This window comes from Lentilitoribacter sp. Alg239-R112, assembly GCF_900537175.1.
In the GTDB taxonomy this organism is placed as follows: Bacteria; Pseudomonadota; Alphaproteobacteria; order Rhizobiales; family Rhizobiaceae; genus Lentilitoribacter.
In genome coordinates, this window is record NZ_LS999834.1 from 700117 (window position 1) to 721480 (window position 21364).

The window sequence follows — 21364 nt, forward strand, 5'->3', positions numbered from 1 at the left end:
GTTATAAGCCCATCTTTTTGAGTAGATTTTGGCTGGGGAAACATGTTTGCTTTATTCGCTTCTTCTGTTGCCAATCGCCAATCGAACGACGTGTTTTGTACCCAGGTAAGCCATCAGCTCCACCGACATCATAACCCTGCATCTCAAGCTTTTGTTGAATCTTACGAATATCAGATCGGTACATGACTTTTTGATTTGCCCATTTGGTTTTAAAACTGCCCATTCCAAAGCCAATTCGATCGGCAAGATTTCCAATAAACAATGCATAATTGTCAGAATTATTGTACTTTTTTATCACATAGAAGTTTGGCGTAACGATGAACTCTGGCCCCCAGATGCCCGCCGGCAATATCAGCATACCTGCCTGCGACATCTCCAATGTCGGAAATGGCCTTCCACTGATCCGCGATATCCCTTCTTGTGCCCAAGACTTGATAGGTTTGGCCATATCCGGGCCCTCACGGGCACAATTTGCATCTGCTGGCAATGAAACTTCAAAACCCCAATCGCGATTTGACTGCCAACCACTTTGCTTCAGATAATTTGCTATCGAAGCTAGCGCGTCCGGCGTTGATGACCAGATGTTACGCTTGCCGTCCCCATCAAAATCCACTGCAAATTGGAGGTAACTTGACGGCATAAATTGCGGTTGGCCCATGGCACCGGCCCACGAACTTTTCATCTTTGCGGCTGATACATCACCACTCTGAATGATCTTCATTGCGGCAATCAGTTCTTTTTGAAAGAACTCCCTACGATCCGAAAGAAAAGCCCGTGTTGCAAGAACTCGGATAACCGAGTGGGGGATTGATGCACGACCATAGCCCGATTCACGCCCCCAAATTGCGAGGATAATACCTGCGGGAACACCATATTTTTGCTCAATACGCTGCAAGGTTTTTTGGTGTTTGACCAATAGAGAGTTGCCGATGCTGGCAAGACCCTGCATTCGTTTCTCATCAAAATACTTGGCCGGAGATCGAAATTCCGCTTGCGTCTGTTTTTGTTTTTTCTGCTTCGCACCAGGCAAAGTTAACCCAGGTAATTTTAAATCAAGCTGAACACCTGACATTGCTCGTTTAAAAGTACGATTTGATATTCCCGCAGCCTTTGTTGCTCTTTTCAAATCAGTCTGCGCCCAAGTCGCAAACTGTTTATCCAGTGACTGCGCACCCGCATGGAGAGGAAGAAAACAAAGGAGGAAGACAAATATACCAAATTGAATCTTCGTCATATTAAGCTCCTAAAATCAAAAGGAAGTTCTAGATCGTACTGCCGCTGTGAGCGTTCCTTCATCCAGATAATCAAGTTCACCACCCACAGGAACACCGTGTGCGAGACGAGTTACTTTCACATCAAGTCCGCTTAACTGATCTGTAATATAATGGGCTGTTGTCTGCCCCTCGACCGTAGCATTTACAGCGATCACTAATTCCGAGATGCCGTCTTGCTCAACACGATCGACAAGTTCCCGAATTGTTAAATCTTCTGGCCCTATTCCATCTAATGGTGAAAGAGTGCCACCAAGAACGTGATATTTAACATTCATCACTTCTGCACGCTCTAACGCCCAAAGATCAGAAACATCTTCAACGACTATAAGTGTTTTGACATCACGTCTTGGGTCTTGACAGATTGTACACGGGTTTGAGGTATCCACATTACCGCATGTAGAACAGATAACCACATTGTCAAAAGCCTCTCCCATCGCGCCTGCGAGAGGCCCGAGAAGTTGATCTTTTTTCTTGATAAGATGCAAGGCAGCACGTCTTGCCGAGCGCGGCCCAAGACCGGGCACACGCGCTAAAAGCTGAATAAGCTTCTCAATTTCTGGACCAGTTACTCGTTTTACCATAATCAAGTTTTAGGCGATTCGAGTCGTCTCGTCTCTTAAAAAAATTGTTTTAGAAAGGAAGTTTCATGCCCGGAGGAATTGGCAGACCTTCTGTTAGTGCAGCTGTTTTTTCCGCTGCCATCGCATCAGCCTTACCTTTGGCATCATTGTGAGCTGCCAGAATCAAATCTTCAAGGATTTCGCCTTCTCCATCGACAATAAGCGAAGGATCGATAGCAAGGCCCATCATAATGCCTTTGCCATTAAGCGTTACTTTGACCAAATCACCGCCAGAAGAGCCTTCGACTTCCATCGCTGCAATCTCTTCTTGCATCGTACCCATCTTCTCTTGCAGTTCTTTTACTTTACCCATCATTCCCATGATGTCTTTCATTTCAAACTCCTAATTATTACTTTGAGGGCCTTACTCTGGTAAGTCCATATTATCGTCTATGCTGTCTGGAGAGATATCACCATCTTCGGTCTCACTAAAATGAAAATCATCATCCTGAATGGCAATTCTAACATTTGTTATGCGTGCGCCAGGGTACTTCTTCAATATGGCAGCAACATCCTTATCTTCACGTGCATCTGTAACAAGCGCTTCTTGCTTTTCAGATTCTAATTCAGCAAGTGTTGGTCCGCCTGCGTCACGATTGAGCCCGACAATCCATTTAACGCCCGTCCACTTCTTCAATTTATCGATCAACTCACCAGGTAGGGTCGGCGACCCCTGTTCGGTAAGGCTAATTTCTAGTCGACCAGGCTCAATACTAACTAAACGGACGTGATTTCTAATTTGGATCTTTGTCGTAACATCGCGATGTTGATCTGCAAGTGCGACTAAATCTTCCAAACTTTCAATTTTAACACTTGGAAGTTCAGGTTCAGACACGGCCAACGGTTGCGGATTGGGATTATCGATTGCATGAAGCATTATACCTCGTGAATCATTAGTCCCATTAGCCAACATAACCGTTGGTGCATCTCCAGAATTTTGATTACTTTGTGGTTCAGAACTTTGTGGCGTTGTTTTTGCAGATTGAACTGCCCCACCATTGGAACCATAACCCGCTGGAACTGGTGCCCCACCGTTAGTTTGGCTTTGTTCGGACGCTGTAACAATCTTCGCAAGGTCTTCCGGGCTAGGTAGATGTGCAGAATGTGCAATACGTATGAGCGCCATTTCCGCTGATGCAAATGGTCGATTTGATGCTGTTGTTTCTGAAATTGCTTTCAACAACATTTGCCATGTCCGTGATAATATAGGTGTCGATAAAACCTTGCCAAACTCAGCACCACGTGTTCGTTCAACCTCAGTAAGCGCTGTATCATCCTTAGCGGCAGGTGCGTATTTTAATCGTGTCACAGTATGGGTAAAATCGGCTAAATCCGTCAGTACGACAAGTGGATTTGCGCCCGCATCATATTGCGCTTTAAATTCCTCAAGAGCCTTTGCAATCTCGCCTTTCATGAGAAAATCAAACAGATCAGCAATACGCGTTCGATCTGCCAGACCGAGCATTGAGCGCACAGCTTCTGCTTCAACTTTACCGCTACCATGTGCAATCGCCTGATCCATGAGCGAAAGACCATCGCGAGCAGACCCTTCGGCTGCGCGAGAAATAAGTGCGAGTGACTCATCATCAATCTCCACGCCCTCCTTTCCGGCAATCATCTTAAAATGACCAGAAAGATCGCTAGCATCAATCCGGCGCAGATCAAAACGCTGACAACGGGAAAGAACAGTGATTGGGACCTTCCGAATTTCCGTCGTCGCAAAGATAAATTTTACATGTTCCGGTGGTTCTTCAAGTGTCTTAAGCAGGCCATTGAAAGCCTGAGTAGACAGCATATGAACCTCATCGATAATATAGATTTTATAGCGAGCAGAGATAGGCTTATAGCGAACCTGTTCAATTATTTCACGAATATCGTCGATACCCGTGTGAGAGGCCGCATCCATCTCGACCACATCAACATGACGGCCATCCATGATCGCCTGACAATGTTCGCCGAGCTCTTGAATATCTATTGTAGGCTGGTCAATACCATCTTTTTGGTAATTGAGCGCACGCGCAAGAATACGAGCGGTTGTGGTTTTACCCACCCCGCGAACACCTGTCAGCATCCAAGCTTGCGCAATTCTCCCTGATGAGAATGCATTTGTAAGCGTGCGAACCATCGGGTTTTGCCCGACAAGGTCCGAGAAGTCTTTTGGTCGATATTTCCGCGCCAATACGCGATATTCGGTTTCGCTGCTCAACCTAAATAACCCTGTTTAAATGCTTCGCTTTATATCCCTAGAAAAACTATTAGCAGGCCGCTAATTTTATTCAAAGCGATTCCGGGCGATTCCGGAAATTAGTCCTGTTATAAGTTTACTTTTTCTGCATCAGGCGTGAAACAAGTTGGGCGGTATAATCCACCACCGGCACCACACGAGAATAATTTAGCCTTGTCGGACCAATAATACCCACAGCACCTAAAACGCGTTCACCCTCATCTTTGAGCGGCGCAAAAATCAAAGATGATCCAGAAAGCGAAAACAATTTATTTTCGGACCCAATAAATATGCGAACACCTGAACCTGTTTCTGCTAAATTCATCAAATCAATCAGGCTTTCCTTCTTCTCAAGGTCATCAAAAAGCATTCGAACACGGTCTAACTCTTCATCTGCTCCGACATTCTCTAACAGTTTTGATCGACCACGAACAATCAAACGACCGGGCGAACCTTCATCTTCTGCGTCTGCCCAAACAGCTAAGCCACGTTCAACCAAGCCACTGGAGAGCGTGTCTAACTCGCTGCGAATGGTATTTCGCAATCCTTCCAGCTTATTGCGTACTTCAGAGAAAGTTCGACCTGCCAAATGCGCGTTCAAGAAATTGCTGGCTTCCACCAATTGCGAAGATGTGGTGCCTGCGGGCAAATCGATAACCCGATTTTCAACACGATCACCTTCGCCAACAATTACTGCGAGTGCCTTTGTGGGTTCAAGTCGAATGAATTCAATATGCTTAATTGCACCATCGCTTTTTGCAGCCATAACCAAACCAGCACCGCTTGAAACACCAGAGAGCAACTTACTTGCCTCTGTCAGAAGTCCTTCTATGGGCTGTCCGACATTTGTTGGTACTTGTTGCTCAATTTGTTCGCGCTCCTCGGGTTGCAAATCACCCACTTGCATGAATGAATCCACAAAAAACCGAAGACCTAAATCCGTAGGCATTCTCCCTGCACTTACATGCGGAGAATATATCAGGCCTAACTCTTCCAGATCACTCATCACATTGCGTACAGAGGCTGGTGATATCGCCATAGGAAGCATCTTTGATAAATTCCGAGAACCAAGCGGCTCGCCTGAACCCAGATAGGTTTCAACGATACTTCTAAATACATCGCGCGAGCGATCATCAAGATCTTTCAAATTTCTATCGAGCCGACCGACCCGCTCCAACCAATAAAACAACAAAGACTTTTACTTCTTTAAATTATATAGAGTGTTCAAGCATATTCTACTAGAATTTTAAGCTCTTTTCCTTTGCATGCGCCATGAACAAAGGCTAGATATCTCGTTAAGAATCAAATTAGTCACATCGGAGAATTGAATGCGTCCTTCAGGAAGAAAAACAGACCAGATGCGAGACGTCTCTTTTGAGCGCGGCTTTTCAAAACATGCTGAAGGATCTTGCCTTGTGAAATTCGGTGATACGCATGTGCTTTGCACAGCCAGCTTGGAAGAGCGCGTTCCACCGTGGCTTCGAAATGGTGGAAAAGGCTGGGTTACTGCTGAATATGGTATGCTCCCGCGCTCAACTGGTGATCGAATGCGCCGCGAAGCATCTTCTGGCAAACAAAGTGGCCGCACGCAAGAAATTCAACGCCTTATCGGACGTTCACTACGCGCAGTTGTTGATCTTGAAGCATTAGGCGAACGCCAAATCTCTCTTGATTGCGACGTCATTCAAGCGGATGGCGGCACACGTACGGCTTCAATCACCGGCGCATGGATTGCTTTGCATGACTGCCTTAAATGGATGGAAGAGCGCAACATGGTGAGAACCGATCGTGTTCTAAAGGATCATGTCGCAGCGATTTCCTGCGGCATTTTTGCTGGCCAACCGGTCTCAGATTTGGATTATCTGGAAGATTCAGCGGCTGACACGGATGCAAACTTTGTTATGACTGGTTCAGGCGGGATTGTTGAAATTCAAGGTACGGCGGAAGCTGACCCATTTTCCGAAGAAGAGTTCGGACAACTTATGGGTCTTGCAAAATCCAGCATCTCCGACCTCGTTAATTTGCAAAAAGAATGCATTAAGTAGGATTGAATAATGCGCAAGTTTGAAGGCAAAAAAATTGTCCTAGCGACCCATAATGAAGGAAAGCTTCGTGAAATTCGCGATCTTATCGGACCGTTGGGCATAGACGTTGTTTCTGCAGGTGAACTTGGACTTCCTGAACCTGCGGAAAACGGCACGACATTTGAGGAAAATGCAGCGACAAAGGCAGATGCCGCCTCTATGGCAACTGGCCTGGTTGCACTTTCTGATGATTCAGGGCTAGTGGTCGATGCACTTGATGGTGATCCCGGCGTTTACACTGCCGATTGGGCTGAAACAGAAGATGGCACCCGCGACTTTGACCTTGCGATGAAGAAGGTTGAAGATGCGCTGCAAGCAAAAGCTGTTTCAGACCCGAAAGAACGCACAGGGCGATTTGTCAGTGTGTTATGCATGCGTTGGCCTGACGGACACCGAGAGTTTTTCCGCGGGGAAGCCGAAGGCCATCTAACATGGCCACCTCGTGGAACATCCGGCTTTGGCTATGATCCGGTGTTTGTGCCTGATGGTTTTGATACAACGTTTGGTGAAATGACCGCCGAGGAAAAACATGGGTGGAAACCAGGTGATAAAACAGCTTTATCTCATCGTGCGCGCGCATTTAAGTTTTTTGCTGAAACTTGCCTAGGTGTTTAAGGGGCAAAGATATGCCCTCATTGTCCCAAGCATTACTTGATCAAACATCTGGATTTGGTATCTACGTTCATTGGCCATTTTGCGCCGCTAAATGCCCCTATTGCGATTTCAATTCCCATGTGAGGCATCAAAAAATCGACCAAAAGCGTTTTATAAAAGCTTTTGAGCAGGAACTTGAGCATAATCGTGAACTATCGGATGCGCGAACTGTCACAAGTATCTTTCTTGGTGGAGGTACACCATCTTTAATGGATCCTGACACAGTCGATGCAATCTTGTCACAGATCCGCAACCTTTGGGATGTGCCGAGCGATATAGAAATCACGATGGAGGCAAACCCATCTAGTGTTGAAGCAAGCCGTTTCCGTGGATACCATGACGCTGGCGTCAATCGGGTTTCAATGGGTGTGCAGGCGCTCAATAATCGGGATTTAAAATTCTTGGGAAGGCTGCATTCAGTAGAGGATGCAAAGAAAGCTATAAATCTAGCACGTGAGATTTTTCCGCGTATGTCATTTGATCTCATTTATGGTCGTCCAAACCAGACAATTAAATCTTGGCAAAATGAGCTTATTGAAGCCATAGATATGGCTGTTGATCACCTTTCTTTGTACCAACTTACAATCGAAGAAGGCACGCCGTTTTTTAAACTTCATAAAGCCGGCAAAATAATAACACCCGATGATGATCATATGGTCGACATTTATGCCGCCACTCAAGATGTATGTGCTTCATATAATTTGCCGGCTTATGAAGTATCTAATCACGCAAAAGTTGGCGCAGAAAGTCGCCATAATCTAAATTATTGGCGCTATGGCGATTATGTGGGCGTTGGACCTGGTGCCCATGGTCGAATATCAGTGAATGAAACAAAGCTTGCGACAATCACTGAGCCACATCCTGAAAATTGGGCATCGAATGTTAAAAAGAATGGTCATGGCATCATTACAGAAGAGATCCTTGAAAAAAATACACAGGCTGACGAAGTACTTATTATGGGACTTCGCCTAAAAGAAGGTATTGATGTTGCACGTTGGGAGAACCTTTCAGGTAGAAGCTTTAATACAGCTCGAGAGGCCAATCTTCTTGAACAGGGCTTAATAGAGCGCCTCGGCAACAGTCGAATTCGCTGCACTGATTCAGGAATTTTGGTGCTCAATTCCATTATTGCTGAATTGGCATAGAGCAAGACTTATGCTTTAGTACGAAAATGTCGCAGTTCAAAATTTGCGACCACTATACAATATGGATATATCAGACCTATATTTGCGGTAAGAAGCTGAAAATTGGATAGAATTTTATGACTGAAGATATTGGGCCTGACCCGAGTTTACTGATTGTTGACGACGACGGTCCGTTTTTAAGACGCATTGCTCGTGCCATGGAAGGTCGAGGCTTTGTCGTTGAGACCGCTGAATCGGTGACTGAAGGACTTGCTAAAGCTCAGGCAAACCCTCCCAAATACGCAGTTGTTGACATGCGCCTTGGTGATGGTAATGGTCTGGACGTCATAGAAGCGATCCGCCGCAAGCGCGAAGACACGAAAATGGTGGTTCTCACTGGCTACGGAAATATCGCGACCGCTGTAACAGCTGTAAAACTTGGCGCGGTTGATTATTTAGCAAAACCTGCCGACGCAGATGATGTAGTAGCAGCCCTTACACGTGGCCCCGATGAAAAAGCGGGGCCGCCTGATAATCCAATGTCCGCCGATCGCGTTCGTTGGGAGCATATTCAACGTGTGTATGAGATGTGTGATCGCAATGTGTCAGAAACGGCGCGGCGTCTAAATATGCACCGTAGGACTTTGCAACGTATTTTGGCAAAACGCGCACCGCGCTGATATGCTTATACTATGAATTAGCGGCAAGTTCCGCCGCTAATAACCTGTCTGCTGCGGCACGCGCGAAACGAAGCATAAGAGATTTCCGGCGCGATGAAGCCAATTTATGTTCTGGCGCTTCTCTTAAAACGTGCCCGCCAAAACCATCAGCCAAGATAAATCCACAATCCTGTGGGAAGATTTCTTGCGGCACATCCTGCAACGTGGCGAAAAACAAGCGATCGCAATAATCACGATATTCAGGCCACTTGTTGTCCACTCGAAGATCCTCAATTGAAGATTTAATCTCGATAATCCAAATCTCACCTTTTTCACCAACCGCGATGATGTCCGTACGTCGACCTGATGCGAGCGTTAGTTCTGGCAACATCGAAAATCGAAAATCTCGTAAAACTCTTTGCACACCACGCCTGATTGTCATGGCTCGTTCGGATTGCCGACCATCAACAAGCGGATTAGAATCATGTGGAGATACAATTGTCATAGACAAATCATGCCATGAACATTTTCATCAAACAACAATTTAGTGACGAAAAAAAGTAGGAGGCTGGAACAATGACCCGTGCCGGATCTCGTTAGGGCTGCTTCCTTCCGGACCTGACCCGGTTGGCGAGTGGCTCGTCCACCACCAACCTCCCGAGGTCTATATCGTCTTTCATTGAGTAAATTGCAAGAATAAATCTGAATATCAGCAAATTATACGCAAAGCGACGGCACAAATCCTGTCCATTTCTTAAAACCTACGATATGCATCGTATTCGAATGCGATACCAACAACCTAGTTTGAGAAAATATGACATCTTTCCTCTTTAGAGATCAACCTAAACAAACAGAAGCAAGTGCACTCACCGCATTTTCTCAAAATAAGCTTGACCGATTATCCGAGAATCGCCCTGATGGGTGCCTTGAAGATGCCTTATCCGCAGATGAAGTAAAGTTTTACGCCTTTTCAGATGGCGCGGCATTTGTAAGCGATGGAACAGTGCTTCATACGAGAGATGCTATTGAAACTCTCAATCCGGATTTTGAGAACGCCACACTGCTTGGTTGGAATGATCAGGGGCAACCACGCATTTCAGTTACGTTAAACCCAAGTGAGCCCCAAAAAGAAGAATTGGATTTCATCTATGCTCGGCAGATTTACGCCGATATTGCGTTACCTAAGGAGACTCTAGGCGAGCTGGCGCAAGCTGCGAGTATCAACGCATGGGTAAATAACAGCATGTTCTGCGGTGCGTGCGGCGGTCCAACAGTGCCAAAAGCAGGTGGTTATCATCGTCACTGTCCCTCATGTGATCGAACCTATTTCCCGCGAACTGATCCTGTGGTTATTATGTTTGTGGTTGATGAAGCGTCCGACAAATGCCTTATGGGGAGAAGTCCACATTTTCTGCCCAATATGTATTCGACACTTGCAGGATTTATCGAGCAAGCAGAAACTATTGAAGATGCGGTTCGTCGCGAAACGTTGGAAGAGTCCAACATCAAAATTGGTCGCGTTAAATATCACGCAAGCCAGCCTTGGCCAGCTCCCCATAGCTTAATGATTGGCTGTTACGCAGAAGCGCTAACAACAGAAATCATGTTCGATAAGAACGAGCTTGAAGATTGTCGATGGTTCACACGAGACGAAATTGCCGAACGGCTAAAATCATCCGAGGGTGAGGATCGATTGTCCCCGCCGGAAGGTGCGATAGCACATAGGCTAATGCGCGACTGGTTGGATATGTGATACGCTAGATAATATTTTCATCGCGCATCGGATGCCCTTTATAAACGCCAAGAATATTCACATATTCTGAGAAATATTCTAATTCAGACAAAGCGCGCTGAACGGACAAGTCATCTGGGTGGCCCTGAATATCTGCATAGAATTGAGTTGCGATGAACGTGCCGCCAATCTGATAACTTTCGAGCTTAGTCATATTCACGCCATTGGTCGCAAACCCGCCCATACATTTATAAAGTGCGGCAGGTAAGTTTCGAACACGGAAAACAAAAGTTGTAACCCAAGTTTCGTCATCTGATGCACGTGGCTCTATCGATTCATCACGCGATAACACCACAAAACGTGTGATGTTACTTTCATGATCCTCGACATTTTCAGCCAAAATCTCCAATCCATAAAGATCTGCGGCCAAGCGAGGCGCCAGCGCTGCCATGGATTTATCATCCGCTTCCGACACTTGCCGCGCGGCACCAGCGGTGTCACCAGCAACAACCGGTTTCCAATTATTTTGGCGGACAATATTGCGGCATTGACCAAGCGCATGAACATGACTGTGAACGCTTCTAATATCGCTTTTCTCCGCCCCGGGCAAAATCATCAATTGAAACCGAATTGGCATAAAATACTCACCAACTATATGCAGGCTCGAATTTGGAAGCAGATGGTGGATATCAGCAACCCGACCGGCGATCGTATTCTCGATAGGAATCATAGCAAGATCAACTTCACCAGAAACCAAAGCGTTAAATGCATCTTCAAATGTCGGACAAGGCAATGGCTGCATATCTGGGAACATATCCCGGCACGCCATGTCCGAATTTGCACCGTTTTCACCCTGAAAAGAGATTAAATTAGTCGATTTTGCCATATTCATTGTCACCTAGCTGATTTCGATTTGTTTTATCAGCAGGAAAGGCCGAGTCAATCGCTAGTTTGGCGTTTACATCCATCTCAATCATTCGCAAAATTGACGAGATTTTCGAAATTTTGGCCAAAGGTGGCAAAAAGTCTCAGTATGGCATGCAAAATCGTTGTTGCAACACAGACACAAAAGCAATAAGTTCCGGCAAAATTCAGATGCCCGAATCGAAGGGCAAAGCACACCAAACGGAGCGATAAGGCATGAATTCCTCCTATTTTAATATGATCTCAAGCGCATTTTTAGGTGCAGTATTTGTGGTTCTAACAATTTCCTTCGTATCTGAAGGACTTTTCCACAGTGAAACACCCGAGCAAGAAGGTTTTGTAATTGAAGTTGCAAATGCCCCAGCAGCGGGTCCTGCAGGTGGTGGTGAGGCAGAGCTTGCTCCAATCAGCCCTTTACTAGCAAGTGCTGACATAGAAGCTGGTGCAAAAGTTTTTAAAAAATGCGCAGCTTGTCATACTGCGGATGAAGGCGGCGCCAACAAAGTTGGTCCAGCTCTTTGGGATATTGTAAATCGTCCTGCCGGTGGAGCTGATGGGTTTGGTTATTCGGCACCGATGAAAGAATATGGAGCCGAGGGCTCTAAGCCTTGGGAATACGAAAACTTGAACAAGTTTCTTCTTAAACCAAAAGCTTACATCAAAGGCACTTCCATGGGCTTTGCTGGTTTGAAAAAGGAAAAAGACCGCGCAAATGTTATCGCGTATCTAAGAAGTCTTTCAACAAATCCGGCTCCGTTGCCATAAGGATTGTTAAATACACGATTTTAAAAGCCCAGCTTTTATAGCTGGGCTTTTTATTGCCTGAATTCAGAATTTTAGCCGCTATTGACCAAATCTTTGAGCGTTTTTGAGATATTCGATTTCTTCTGGTGAGCTAAATCTACCGACAACTTCATTCCTATGAGGATATCGCCCAAATTTTTCAATAATATTAAAATGATCTTGGGCCGCCTTTATTGCTTCTTCACCCATCAGGGAGAAGAACTCTAATGAAATTTTTGCCATTTCAATATCTTCTGCATGCATGAAAGGCATGTAAACAAATTGCTGATGCATCGGCCCCATTGTTTTATCCCAACCCTGATCGATAATGTGTTGAGATAACTTCAATGCTTTTTCGTCCTGAGCAAATGCTTTTCCTGAACCACGATAGATGTTGCGCGTGAACTGATCAAAGCAAAGAATTGCGGCAAGGCATTTATTCGCGTTTTGCATGATATCATCCGGTAATTGGTCGGACAATTCTGCCAATATTAACCCAAAACGCTGCTCTATAAGCTTATCTAAATCATCGTCAGAGATATACCATTGTTTAGGTGTTAACTCACTAAACCAAAAGGATAAAACATCGTTATGCCAATTTTCAGGGACCATATCATTTTTCCATTACAAATTTTTGATGTGACTTTATCAATAAAGTAAGCTTATCTAACTGTATAAGAATAATAAATAGGGATCGTATATATGTTTCAACGTTTCGTTCGACCTTTGTTCGTTGCCTCAAGCCTGGTAATACTCACGCTTAGCAGTTTTGCCGATGACACAAAAAATTGGCAACATGCAACGTCACTTGTTGGCAGTCCTAAATATCAACAAGGATTTAGTCATTTTGATTATGTGAATGTAAACGCACCCAAAGGCGGGAATTTACGATTATCGGAAACAGGTTCTTTTGATACAATTAATCCTGCAACAGCCAAAGGTGAGATTGCGACAGGGCTTGGCCTTGTGCTTGAAACCCTGATAGTGTCATCCTTAGATGAAATTTCTTCGGACTACGGTCTGCTCGCTGAAGCATTCTCTCATCCTGAAGATTATTCCAGTGTGACATATCTGTTGCGAGACAAAGCACGTTGGCATGATGGAATGCCTGTTACACCTGAAGACGTCATTTTTTCCTTTGAAAGCGCGATAGCAAATGACCCAAAGCGAAAAAATTATTACAAACATGTGATTTCCGCTGAAAAAACGGGAGAGAGAGAAGTTACTTTCAAATTTGATGAAAAGAACAATCGCGAGCTACCGCACATTGTTGGGCAGATTCTGGTGCATCCTAAACATTGGTGGGAGGCAAAAAATGCTAGCGGTGAGCAGAGAGATATCTCCAGAACAACGTTAGAGCCGATCATGGGGTCTGGTCCTTATCGCATATCTCAAATATCACCTGGAAGTTCGGTTACCTTCGAGCGGGTTAAGGATTACTGGGGGGAGGATCTGAATGTAAATGTTGGCCAGAATAATTTTGATAAAATTAGCTACTCATACTTCTCTGATCGCAATGTTGAATTTGAAGCATTCAAAGCAAATGATATAGATTACTGGGTCGAGAACGAAGCCAAACGATGGGCTACAGGGTATGATTTTCCTGCTGCAAATGAGGGCAAAATTAAACGAGAACAGCTAGCAAATGCGTATCGCAGTTCAGGCATTATGCTGGGGTTTATCCCGAACCAGAGACGTGAAATATTCAAAGATCAACGCGTAAGGCGCGCGCTCAATCTGGCATATGATTTTGAAGAACAAAATCGCACATTATTTTATGATGCCTATAAACGTATTGATAGCTACTTCTTTGGCTCAGAGCTTGCTTCCTCCGGTCTTCCAGAAGGACTGGAACTCGATATATTAGAAGAATTACGCAATGAAATCCCCGAAAGCATCTTCACAGAAGAATATAGGAATCCGATTGCTGGAACACCGCAAAAGGCACGTGCAAATTTACGTGAAGCTATCAAGCTTTTTAAAGAAGCAGGCTACGAGACTCGCAAAGGTAAAATGGTCAACGCAAAAACAGGCGAACCGTTTACATTTGAAATCATTTTAAATGGTCCTATCATCGAAAAAGTTGCCCTACCTTATGCACAAAGTTTAAAGAAGATCGGTATCGACGTTAGTGTACGCTCAATTGATCCATCCCAATGGGTTAATCGCTGGCGCGAACGCGATTACGATATGATCTATTATGGTTGGGCACAATCACTCTCACCAGGCAATGAACAAATCGGATATTGGGGGTCTGATGCCGTCGACCAATCGGCTTCGGGTAACTATGCAGGCATTTCAAATCCTGCAATTGATAAACTCATCCAGAAAATAATATTTGCTGAAAATAGAGACGAACTTGTTGCCACCACAAAGGCACTGGATCGTGTTTTACTTGCAAATGACTACATCATTCCATCATATACAATACGTGCCTCTCGTATCGCTTATTGGGATAAATTCGAACGATTAGACGAATTACCTAAATATTCTATAGGTTTTCCAACCGTTTGGTGGTCAAAATCTGCCGAATAAGCTTGCAATGACGGCGGTTTCGGATTCCAAATTGCATATGAACGAATCAAAGAACATGCATAGTGCAAAATTACAAGTTAGTGGGCGTCGCTAATGGGAGCATATATCCTTCGTCGCCTTCTACTCATTATCCCAACTATTTTGGGAATTATGGCGATTTCATTTGCGGTTGTTCAATTTGCACCGGGCGGACCTGTTGAGCAAGTCATTGCAGAGCTTACAGGTCAAGGTGATTCAGCCACGGAACGCCTGACTGGTGGTGGCGATAATCTTAATGTTGAAGAAGGCCTTGATGGAGAGTTCTCGTCCAAATATCGTGGCGCGCAAGGACTTGATCCGGAATTTATTGCACAGTTAGAAAAACAGTTCGGATTTGATAAACCCGCCCTTACTCGTTTTGGGATTATGATCTGGAACTATATCCGTTTTGATTTTGGCGAAAGCTACTTTCGTGACATTACAGTGACGGATCTCCTGATAGAAAAAATGCCTGTTTCAATCTCGCTTGGCATCTGGATATTGCTTCTATCCTACATCATCTCTATTCCGCTTGGGATTAAGAAGGCTGTCAGCGACGGATCAACTTTTGATGTCTGGACGTCTGGCATTATTATTATTGCCTATGCAGTCCCAGGATTTCTATTTGGTATTCTTCTTATCGTTGTTTTTGCAGGTGGCTCATTTTTAGATTGGTTTCCACTGCGAGGGTTAGTGTCGGAAAACTGGTCTGAATTGAATTGGTTTGAAAAAACCCTCGATTATTTTTGGCACTTAACGCTTCCCATTATAGCCCTTTCCTTAGCTGCCTTTGCAACAACTACACTTCTTACAAAAAATTCCTTTATCGATGAGATTGGTAAGCAATATGTTGTGACGGCTCGCGCAAAAGGTCTTGCCGAAAAACAAGTGCTCTATAAGCATGTATTTCGCAATGCAATGCTCATCATCATAGCAGGCTTTCCGGGGGCATTTATCACAGCCTTTTTCTCGGGCTCACTCCTTATTGAAACAATCTTCTCGCTAGATGGTTTGGGTAAACTTGGCTTTGAATCCGTTGTTAAACGCGATTACCCTGTTGTCTTTGCAACACTGTATATATTCTCACTTATGGGACTGCTCATTGGTCTACTATCTGACCTTGTTTATACTTGGGTTGATCCACGTATCGATTTTGAGAAAAGGGATGTGTAATGCGACATAGCCCTGCGCCAACAAAACCCTTCTTTTCACCCATCAATCAACGCCGTTGGCAAAATTTTAAAGCAAACCGCAGGGGTTATTGGTCACTGTGGATTTTTCTATTTCTGTTCATTGCAAGCATGCTTGCAGAATTCGTTGCTAATGATAAACCGATCATAGCCTCATATAAGGGGGAAATACTTTTTCCGGTCATTATCGATTATCCGGAAGAAAAATTTGGTGGTTTCTTGGCGCAAACAGATTACCGAGACCCATTTATCAGCGAAGAGATTAAAACCAATGGGTGGATGTTTTGGCCACCCATTCGCTACTCCTATTCGACAGCAAATTCATTTATCCCCCATTCAGCGCCAACTGCCCCATTTTGGTCGATGGATGAAACACTTAGATGTTCGGCCTACCCACTAAAAGGAGAAGATCCTGACTGTACAGTTGGTAATCTCAATTGGTTGGGGACAGATGATCAAGCACGAGATGTTATGGCACGCTTAATCTACGGCTTTCGCATTTCGGTCCTATTCGGACTTATTCTCACGGTATTTTCAGCGATTATTGGTATTGCAGCCGGAGCGGTACAAGGCTACTTCGGCGGCTGGACAGATCTCATCATGCAGCGGTTTATTGAAATATGGTCTTCCATGCCTGTACTATATATCCTCTTGATAATCGCTGCTATTTTGCCACCGGGATTTTGGATTCTACTTGGCATAATGCTATTATTTTCATGGGTTTCATTTGTTGGAATTGTTCGTGCAGAATTCCTTCGCGCAAGAAATTTTGAATATGTGAATGCCGCGCGCGCACTTGGTGTCGGTAATGGCACAATTATGTGGCGCCATGTGTTACCTAACGCCATGGTGGCAACACTCACTTTCCTACCATTTATTCTATCTGGTTCTATCACGACGCTTACATCACTTGATTTTTTGGGCTTTGGGTTACCCCCTGGGTCCCCATCTCTGGGAGAGTTAATAGCTCAAGGCAAGCGAAACCTCGAAGCCCCTTGGCTAGGCCTTACTGCCTTTGTCGTTATTTCTCTTATGCTATCCCTACTCATCTTCATTGGCGAGGCGACACGAGATGCATTTGACCCAAGAAAGACATTCAAATGACAGAGAGCACCAAGAAAGATGATGTTATTCTATCTGTAGAAAACCTTAGTGTAGATTTTCATCAGTCTGGCCGCGTCACAAATGCTGTTAAGAATATATCCTTTGATATTGAAAAGGGTGAAACTCTCGCGCTTGTGGGCGAATCTGGCTCAGGCAAATCAGTTTCGGCATTATCTATACTTAAACTCCTGCCTTATCCGGCTGCTCATCACCCGAGTGGAGTGATTAAATTTAAAGATCAAGACTTGTTAAATGCGAGTGCACCTGACCTTCGGGCTGTCCGCGGCAATGACATCACAATGATTTTTCAAGAACCGATGACATCGCTCAATCCACTTCATACGATTGAACGACAAATTGCAGAAATCTTGCATCTTCATCAAAATATTGACCAAAAATCCGCACGACTTGGTGTTATTGAACTTTTAAACCAAGTGGGAATTCGTGAACCGGAAAAACGATTAAACGCCTACCCACATGAAATGTCCGGAGGCCAGCGACAACGTGTGATGATTGCTATGGCACTTGCCAATCGACCAGAATTGCTGATAGCGGATGAGCCTACCACCGCGCTTGATGTAACCGTCCAAGCGCAAATATTAAAACTTCTCAGTGAACTTAAAAAAAAGCATGGCATGTCGATGCTCTTCATTACGCACGATCTGGGTATTGTTCGCAAGTTTGCAGACCGTGTTTGTGTTATGACAGAGGGAGAGATTGTAGAAGCGGGACCAACCGCTGATATTTTTGAAAACCCACAACATGCCTATACCAAGCATCTGCTAGCATCTGAACCTAAGGGAGAACCACCTGAGGCAGATCGACGAGCACCAATTGTTTTGGAAGGCGAAGATGTCAAAGTCTGGTTTCCAATCAAATCAGGCTTCCTGCGCAAAGCAAACGATTATATAAAGGCCGTTGATGGTATTGATCTTACACTACGAGAAGGTCAGACGCTTGGTATTGTTGGCGAATCTGGATCTGGTAAAACCACACTTGGTTTGGCGCTCAGTCGTATGATTTCATCGCAGGGGAGAATAGCCTTTATCGGCAAGAATATTGATGAATATTCTTTCAGAGAGATGCGCGGACTTCGTAATCAGATGCAAATAGTCTTTCAAGACCCCTTTGGTTCACTTAGTCCACGTATGTCGATTGACCAGATTATTGGGGAAGGGTTGGCTATACATGAGCCACAGCTCACCGCCGATGAACGCGATAAGCGGGTTATTGATGTTCTCAATGAGGTAGGGCTGGATGCAAATCTGCGCTGGCGCTACCCGCATGAATTTTCGGGCGGACAAAGACAGCGCATAGCAATTGCACGGGCAATGGTTTTAAAACCCAAATTCGTTATGCTGGATGAACCAACATCAGCGCTTGATATGAGTGTGCAGGCGCAAGTGGTTGATCTTTTGCGAGAACTGCAAAAGCGTCATAAATTGGCATATCTATTTATCAGTCATGACCTTAAGGTTGTTCGCGCCTTAGCAAATGAAGTCATGGTAATGCAGCTTGGCAAAATCGTCGAACAAGGGCCATCAACTCAAATATTTAATGAACCAGAAACCGATTATACTAGAGCACTGATTGCAGCTGCTTTTGATATGGAAACATACAATTAGGGGCGTTTATAAAGGGTTGGTTTTCCGTACATGCCTTCAATACGTTTGATCGCCGCGGCTAGCGGTTCACGCACCACGCTCATCGTATAGCCATTGGCATGAATAAGAGTTTTATTATCTTCCACGATCGCCACATGGCCATCCCAAAAAACCAAATCACCACGCTCTAGATATTCATACTTCTCGCCCGGTTCGATCGCCTCACCGATTGACTTGGCCTGCATATCAGAATCGCGCTGGACATAAGTTCCTGCAACAAACATCGAAAGCTGCACAAGAGCAGAACAATCTATCCCAAAGGCGGAAGCGCCACCCCAACGATAGGGTGTTTCAAGCAAACGGCTAGCATGATTTACATAGTCTGGACCACTAAATGCGCGCGCGGCTTTACAGTGACGTTCAAAAATAAACTCGCCTTCACGCGTAACCAGAAAACGCGTTCCCTTTTCTTCAATCTCATCCACAATATCAAGCCGACTTCCCATGGAGAGCGTCAAACGTGGCGTTCTTTTAATATTGGCCTCTGGGTATAAAAACGTGCGGGGATGGTCGACAATGTAGGTGAATTTTTTAAACCCTAATGCCACAGCTTCTGATGGGACATAACCGACATACTTGTCTTTCAAAAGCTGGATCCAAGACCAACCATCAGATTGTTCGAACACATATACTTCTTCGCCAAAAAGCGCTTCTGTTTCAATATTTAAACTTTCATCGGGGCGTTTCCGAAGTGGTATTTTTGGAATGCAGATCGTAGACAGCTCACCCTCTACATAGCGTCCTGCACGAACCTTGTCTTCGAGGCGAATATCCGCCAAATCAGGGCGATAAACATTTAATCTTTTGTCTAGTTCTTCCATTATCATATATCCTAGCGTTCGACCTTTTCGCCCTGTTCAATAATTATATCACCGAGTTTCTCAATAAAAAGTGCACCCTCTACGGTTCGTTTAATGATCACATTTCGACGATCTCGTTCATCTCTTGATCTTCTTACAAAGCCAAGCGAGCCCATTGTATCAAGTGCACGTGTAATAACAGGTTTAGTCACATTTAGTTTCTTCGCCAATCCGCGCACAGTGTGCGGGGGGGACGATAAATAAATTTCAAGCAAAATTGCCATCTGACGTAATGTCAAATCCGGACCTTCATCCAAAACCTGAGCAAACGCCACAGAATGCCATAGAGCTAAAGCTTGGTATGGCCGCATTGGAATAGACATGGATATACCCGTTTTTCATTTCGGATACGTTACTTTACATAAAACCTATAACATTAGCAAATTTATATGTGCTGATCAGCTATACCGCGCTTCTAACACGCTAAAGAGCGTATGAATGGCTTGCGCTTCTCCTCCCATAGGGGAATGCGCACGTTCTTTTGGATTCCATCCATAAATATCGAGGTGAACCCAGGACGTACCTTCGGTGACAAATCTTTTCAAAAAGAGAGCTGCTGTTATTGAACCTGCAAAACCACCTGAGGGCGCATTTGTGAGATCCGCAATGCGCGTTTTCACATCTGCCTCATAGCCGTTATACAATGGCATTCTCCAAACCGGATCATTCTCTTGCAATGCAGCCTTTGAAATCTCATCAGATAATGTTTCGTCATCTGTGTAATAAGGTGGAAGATCCGGGCCAAGCGCAACACGTGCAGCTCCTGTCAGTGTCGCCATATCAATAACGAGCTCAGGCTCATGCTCACATGCAAAAGTAAGCGCGTCCGCTAATACCAGCCGACCTTCCGCATCAGTGTTATCCACCTGAATGGTTAGACCCGAACGGCTGGTTAAGATATCGCCCGGACGGAATGCATTGTCCGAAATTGAATTTTCCACAGCCGGGATCAATATGTGCAAATTCACAGGCAGATCAGCGTCCATAATCATAAGAGCAAGTGCGAGAATATTTGCTGCACCACCCATGTCCTTCTTCATCAAACCCATTGCCGATGCGGGCTTGATATCAAGGCCGCCCGTATCAAAACATACCCCTTTTCCAACCAAAGCCAGCTTTGGCGCGTCTTTCTTGCCCCATTTCATTTCCAGAAGACGCGGTGCACTTTCCGACGCGCGACCTACCGTATGAATAAGTGGGAAATTTTGCTTTAAGAGTTCATCACCTTCTATGACTTTGATCTTAGCTTTATAGTTCTTGCCAATATCTTTGAAAACTTGTTCGAGATCAGCGGGCCCCATATCATTCGTTGGAATATTGATCAGGTCCTTAGCTAAAAAACTGCCGTAAATTTTACGTTCTATATCAGAAAAGTTTTCTATGCCTTGGGAAACTATACGAACCGCTTTATGTTCTGATTTTAGGTAATTCTCAAAGCGATATGACCCCAGCCCAAAAGCAAAAGCTATGTCTGCTACATTTACCGACTGTGATTTAATTTCCCAATCACCTTCTGATAAAAGCTTGGAGAGCTTGCCGCAACAAAGCGTATCTTGACCATCGCCAAGCCCAAATACGGCGCCTGCCAAACTACTATCCTGAGATGGCAGAGATGCAAATTCACCCTTAGCGCCACTAAAACCGATATCGCTGATCCATTTTGATGATGCATCCGGCAAAGCACCTGCTGCAACTTCATCTTTGGTCAAAATCCAAATCGGGCGTGCTGTTTTAGAACTGGAAACAAAAGGCAGTTTGCGGTTTTGAAAACGAAATGAAGTCATGATTTTCCTATCCTAAATAGCGTGAACAATTCTTAACGCGAAGTTCGCGCAAGAATCATTTGTTAACCTTCCATTAGGGTTAACAGATTATTGATAAATTAAGGAATAGCCGTCCGCAGATTTATTCTCCA

21 protein-coding genes and 1 other RNA gene are annotated in these 21364 nt (G+C 44.7%); 10 read left to right on the forward strand and 12 right to left on the reverse strand.

Annotation, left to right across the window (positions count from 1 at the left end; translation table 11 throughout):
• Window position 1: 1 nt before the first annotated feature.
• The 5 genes from G3W54_RS16625 to hrcA all read right to left on the reverse strand — a co-directional run bounded on the left by G3W54_RS16625 (window position 2) and on the right by hrcA (window position 5265).
• On the reverse strand, window positions 2-1234 hold the full coding sequence (locus G3W54_RS16625; protein ID WP_162654380.1) for a lytic murein transglycosylase: 1233 nt from the start codon (window positions 1232-1234) through the stop codon (window positions 2-4).
• Window positions 1235-1249: 15 nt separating this feature from the next.
• Window positions 1250-1855 carry a recombination mediator RecR gene (recR, locus tag G3W54_RS16630; RefSeq protein WP_162654381.1) on the reverse strand — a complete coding sequence of 202 codons (606 nt, stop codon included), beginning with the start codon at window positions 1853-1855 and terminating at the stop codon, window positions 1250-1252.
• Window positions 1856-1904: 49 nt separating this feature from the next.
• Window positions 1905-2228, reverse strand: a complete 324-nt coding sequence (locus tag G3W54_RS16635; RefSeq protein WP_162654382.1) for a YbaB/EbfC family nucleoid-associated protein — start codon at window positions 2226-2228, stop codon at window positions 1905-1907.
• 30 nt (window positions 2229-2258) lie between these two features.
• Window positions 2259-4100 carry a DNA polymerase III subunit gamma/tau gene (locus G3W54_RS16640; protein ID WP_162654383.1) on the reverse strand — a complete coding sequence of 614 codons (1842 nt, stop codon included), beginning with the start codon at window positions 4098-4100 and terminating at the stop codon, window positions 2259-2261.
• A gap of 115 nt (window positions 4101-4215) precedes the next feature.
• Window positions 4216-5265 (reverse strand): heat-inducible transcriptional repressor HrcA, encoded by a 1050-nt coding sequence (gene hrcA / locus G3W54_RS16645; protein ID WP_244627961.1) that lies wholly within the window; start codon window positions 5263-5265, stop codon window positions 4216-4218.
• A gap of 181 nt (window positions 5266-5446) precedes the next feature.
• Here hrcA and rph point away from each other — a divergent pair, with 181 nt between their 5' ends.
• The 4 genes from rph (at window position 5447) to G3W54_RS16665 (ending at window position 8660) form a co-directional block, all read left to right on the forward strand.
• Complete coding sequence (gene rph / locus G3W54_RS16650) at window positions 5447-6163, forward strand: ribonuclease PH (RefSeq protein ID WP_162654384.1); 717 nt, start codon at window positions 5447-5449, stop codon at window positions 6161-6163.
• A gap of 9 nt (window positions 6164-6172) precedes the next feature.
• Window positions 6173-6817, forward strand: coding sequence for an RdgB/HAM1 family non-canonical purine NTP pyrophosphatase (gene rdgB, locus G3W54_RS16655; RefSeq protein ID WP_162654385.1), 645 nt, complete (start codon window positions 6173-6175; stop codon window positions 6815-6817).
• A gap of 11 nt (window positions 6818-6828) precedes the next feature.
• Complete coding sequence (gene hemW / locus G3W54_RS16660; protein WP_162654386.1) at window positions 6829-8001, forward strand: radical SAM family heme chaperone HemW; 1173 nt, start codon at window positions 6829-6831, stop codon at window positions 7999-8001.
• Between the two features lie 116 nt (window positions 8002-8117).
• The gene (locus G3W54_RS16665) at window positions 8118-8660 is read left to right on the forward strand and encodes an ActR/PrrA/RegA family redox response regulator transcription factor (protein WP_162654387.1); all 543 of its coding nucleotides are present in this window, start codon (window positions 8118-8120) and stop codon (window positions 8658-8660) included.
• Window positions 8661-8670: 10 nt separating this feature from the next.
• Here G3W54_RS16665 and G3W54_RS16670 read toward each other — a convergent pair whose 3' ends face one another.
• The gene (locus G3W54_RS16670) at window positions 8671-9144 is read right to left on the reverse strand and encodes an MmcB family DNA repair protein (protein ID WP_162654388.1); all 474 of its coding nucleotides are present in this window, start codon (window positions 9142-9144) and stop codon (window positions 8671-8673) included.
• Between the two features lie 55 nt (window positions 9145-9199).
• Window positions 9200-9297: signal recognition particle sRNA small type (gene ffs / locus G3W54_RS16675), an RNA gene on the reverse strand.
• 156 nt (window positions 9298-9453) lie between these two features.
• Here ffs and nudC point away from each other — a divergent pair.
• Window positions 9454-10392: an NAD(+) diphosphatase gene (gene nudC, locus G3W54_RS16680; RefSeq protein ID WP_162654389.1), complete on the forward strand. Its 939-nt coding sequence runs from the start codon at window positions 9454-9456 to the stop codon at window positions 10390-10392.
• 4 nt (window positions 10393-10396) lie between these two features.
• Here nudC and G3W54_RS16685 read toward each other — a convergent pair whose 3' ends face one another.
• Entirely contained in the window at window positions 10397-11257 is an 861-nt protein-coding gene (locus tag G3W54_RS16685) for a prephenate dehydratase (protein ID WP_162654390.1), read from the reverse strand.
• Window positions 11258-11511: 254 nt separating this feature from the next.
• On the opposite strand from G3W54_RS16685, the gene G3W54_RS16690 reads away from it, so the two are divergent.
• Window positions 11512-12060: a cytochrome c family protein gene (locus G3W54_RS16690; RefSeq protein ID WP_162654391.1), complete on the forward strand. Its 549-nt coding sequence runs from the start codon at window positions 11512-11514 to the stop codon at window positions 12058-12060.
• 78 nt (window positions 12061-12138) lie between these two features.
• Here G3W54_RS16690 and G3W54_RS16695 read toward each other — a convergent pair whose 3' ends face one another.
• Complete coding sequence (locus tag G3W54_RS16695; RefSeq protein WP_162654392.1) at window positions 12139-12690, reverse strand: DUF924 family protein; 552 nt, start codon at window positions 12688-12690, stop codon at window positions 12139-12141.
• 90 nt (window positions 12691-12780) lie between these two features.
• Between G3W54_RS16695 and G3W54_RS16700 the strand changes: the two genes are divergently transcribed.
• From G3W54_RS16700 to G3W54_RS16715, 4 genes are all read left to right on the forward strand, one after another.
• On the forward strand, window positions 12781-14613 hold the full coding sequence (locus tag G3W54_RS16700) for an extracellular solute-binding protein (RefSeq protein WP_162654393.1): 1833 nt from the start codon (window positions 12781-12783) through the stop codon (window positions 14611-14613).
• Between the two features lie 93 nt (window positions 14614-14706).
• Window positions 14707-15804: a microcin C ABC transporter permease YejB gene (locus tag G3W54_RS16705; protein WP_162654394.1), complete on the forward strand. Its 1098-nt coding sequence runs from the start codon at window positions 14707-14709 to the stop codon at window positions 15802-15804.
• The gene (locus tag G3W54_RS16710; protein ID WP_162654395.1) at window positions 15804-16925 is read left to right on the forward strand and encodes an ABC transporter permease; all 1122 of its coding nucleotides are present in this window, start codon (window positions 15804-15806) and stop codon (window positions 16923-16925) included. The genes G3W54_RS16705 and G3W54_RS16710 overlap by 1 nt, the downstream gene beginning before the upstream one ends.
• The gene (locus G3W54_RS16715) at window positions 16922-18550 is read left to right on the forward strand and encodes an ABC transporter ATP-binding protein (protein WP_162654396.1); all 1629 of its coding nucleotides are present in this window, start codon (window positions 16922-16924) and stop codon (window positions 18548-18550) included. The genes G3W54_RS16710 and G3W54_RS16715 overlap by 4 nt, the downstream gene beginning before the upstream one ends.
• Here the strand turns inward: G3W54_RS16715 and G3W54_RS16720 are convergent.
• The 3 genes from G3W54_RS16720 to G3W54_RS16730 all read right to left on the reverse strand — a co-directional run bounded on the left by G3W54_RS16720 (window position 18547) and on the right by G3W54_RS16730 (window position 21233).
• Window positions 18547-19410: an NlpC/P60 family protein gene (locus G3W54_RS16720; protein ID WP_162654397.1), complete on the reverse strand. Its 864-nt coding sequence runs from the start codon at window positions 19408-19410 to the stop codon at window positions 18547-18549. The genes G3W54_RS16715 and G3W54_RS16720 overlap by 4 nt on opposite strands.
• A gap of 11 nt (window positions 19411-19421) precedes the next feature.
• The gene (locus G3W54_RS16725) at window positions 19422-19772 is read right to left on the reverse strand and encodes a MarR family winged helix-turn-helix transcriptional regulator (RefSeq protein WP_162654398.1); all 351 of its coding nucleotides are present in this window, start codon (window positions 19770-19772) and stop codon (window positions 19422-19424) included.
• Window positions 19773-19847: 75 nt separating this feature from the next.
• The gene (locus G3W54_RS16730; RefSeq protein ID WP_162654399.1) at window positions 19848-21233 is read right to left on the reverse strand and encodes a leucyl aminopeptidase family protein; all 1386 of its coding nucleotides are present in this window, start codon (window positions 21231-21233) and stop codon (window positions 19848-19850) included.
• Window positions 21234-21364 lie beyond the last annotated feature (131 nt).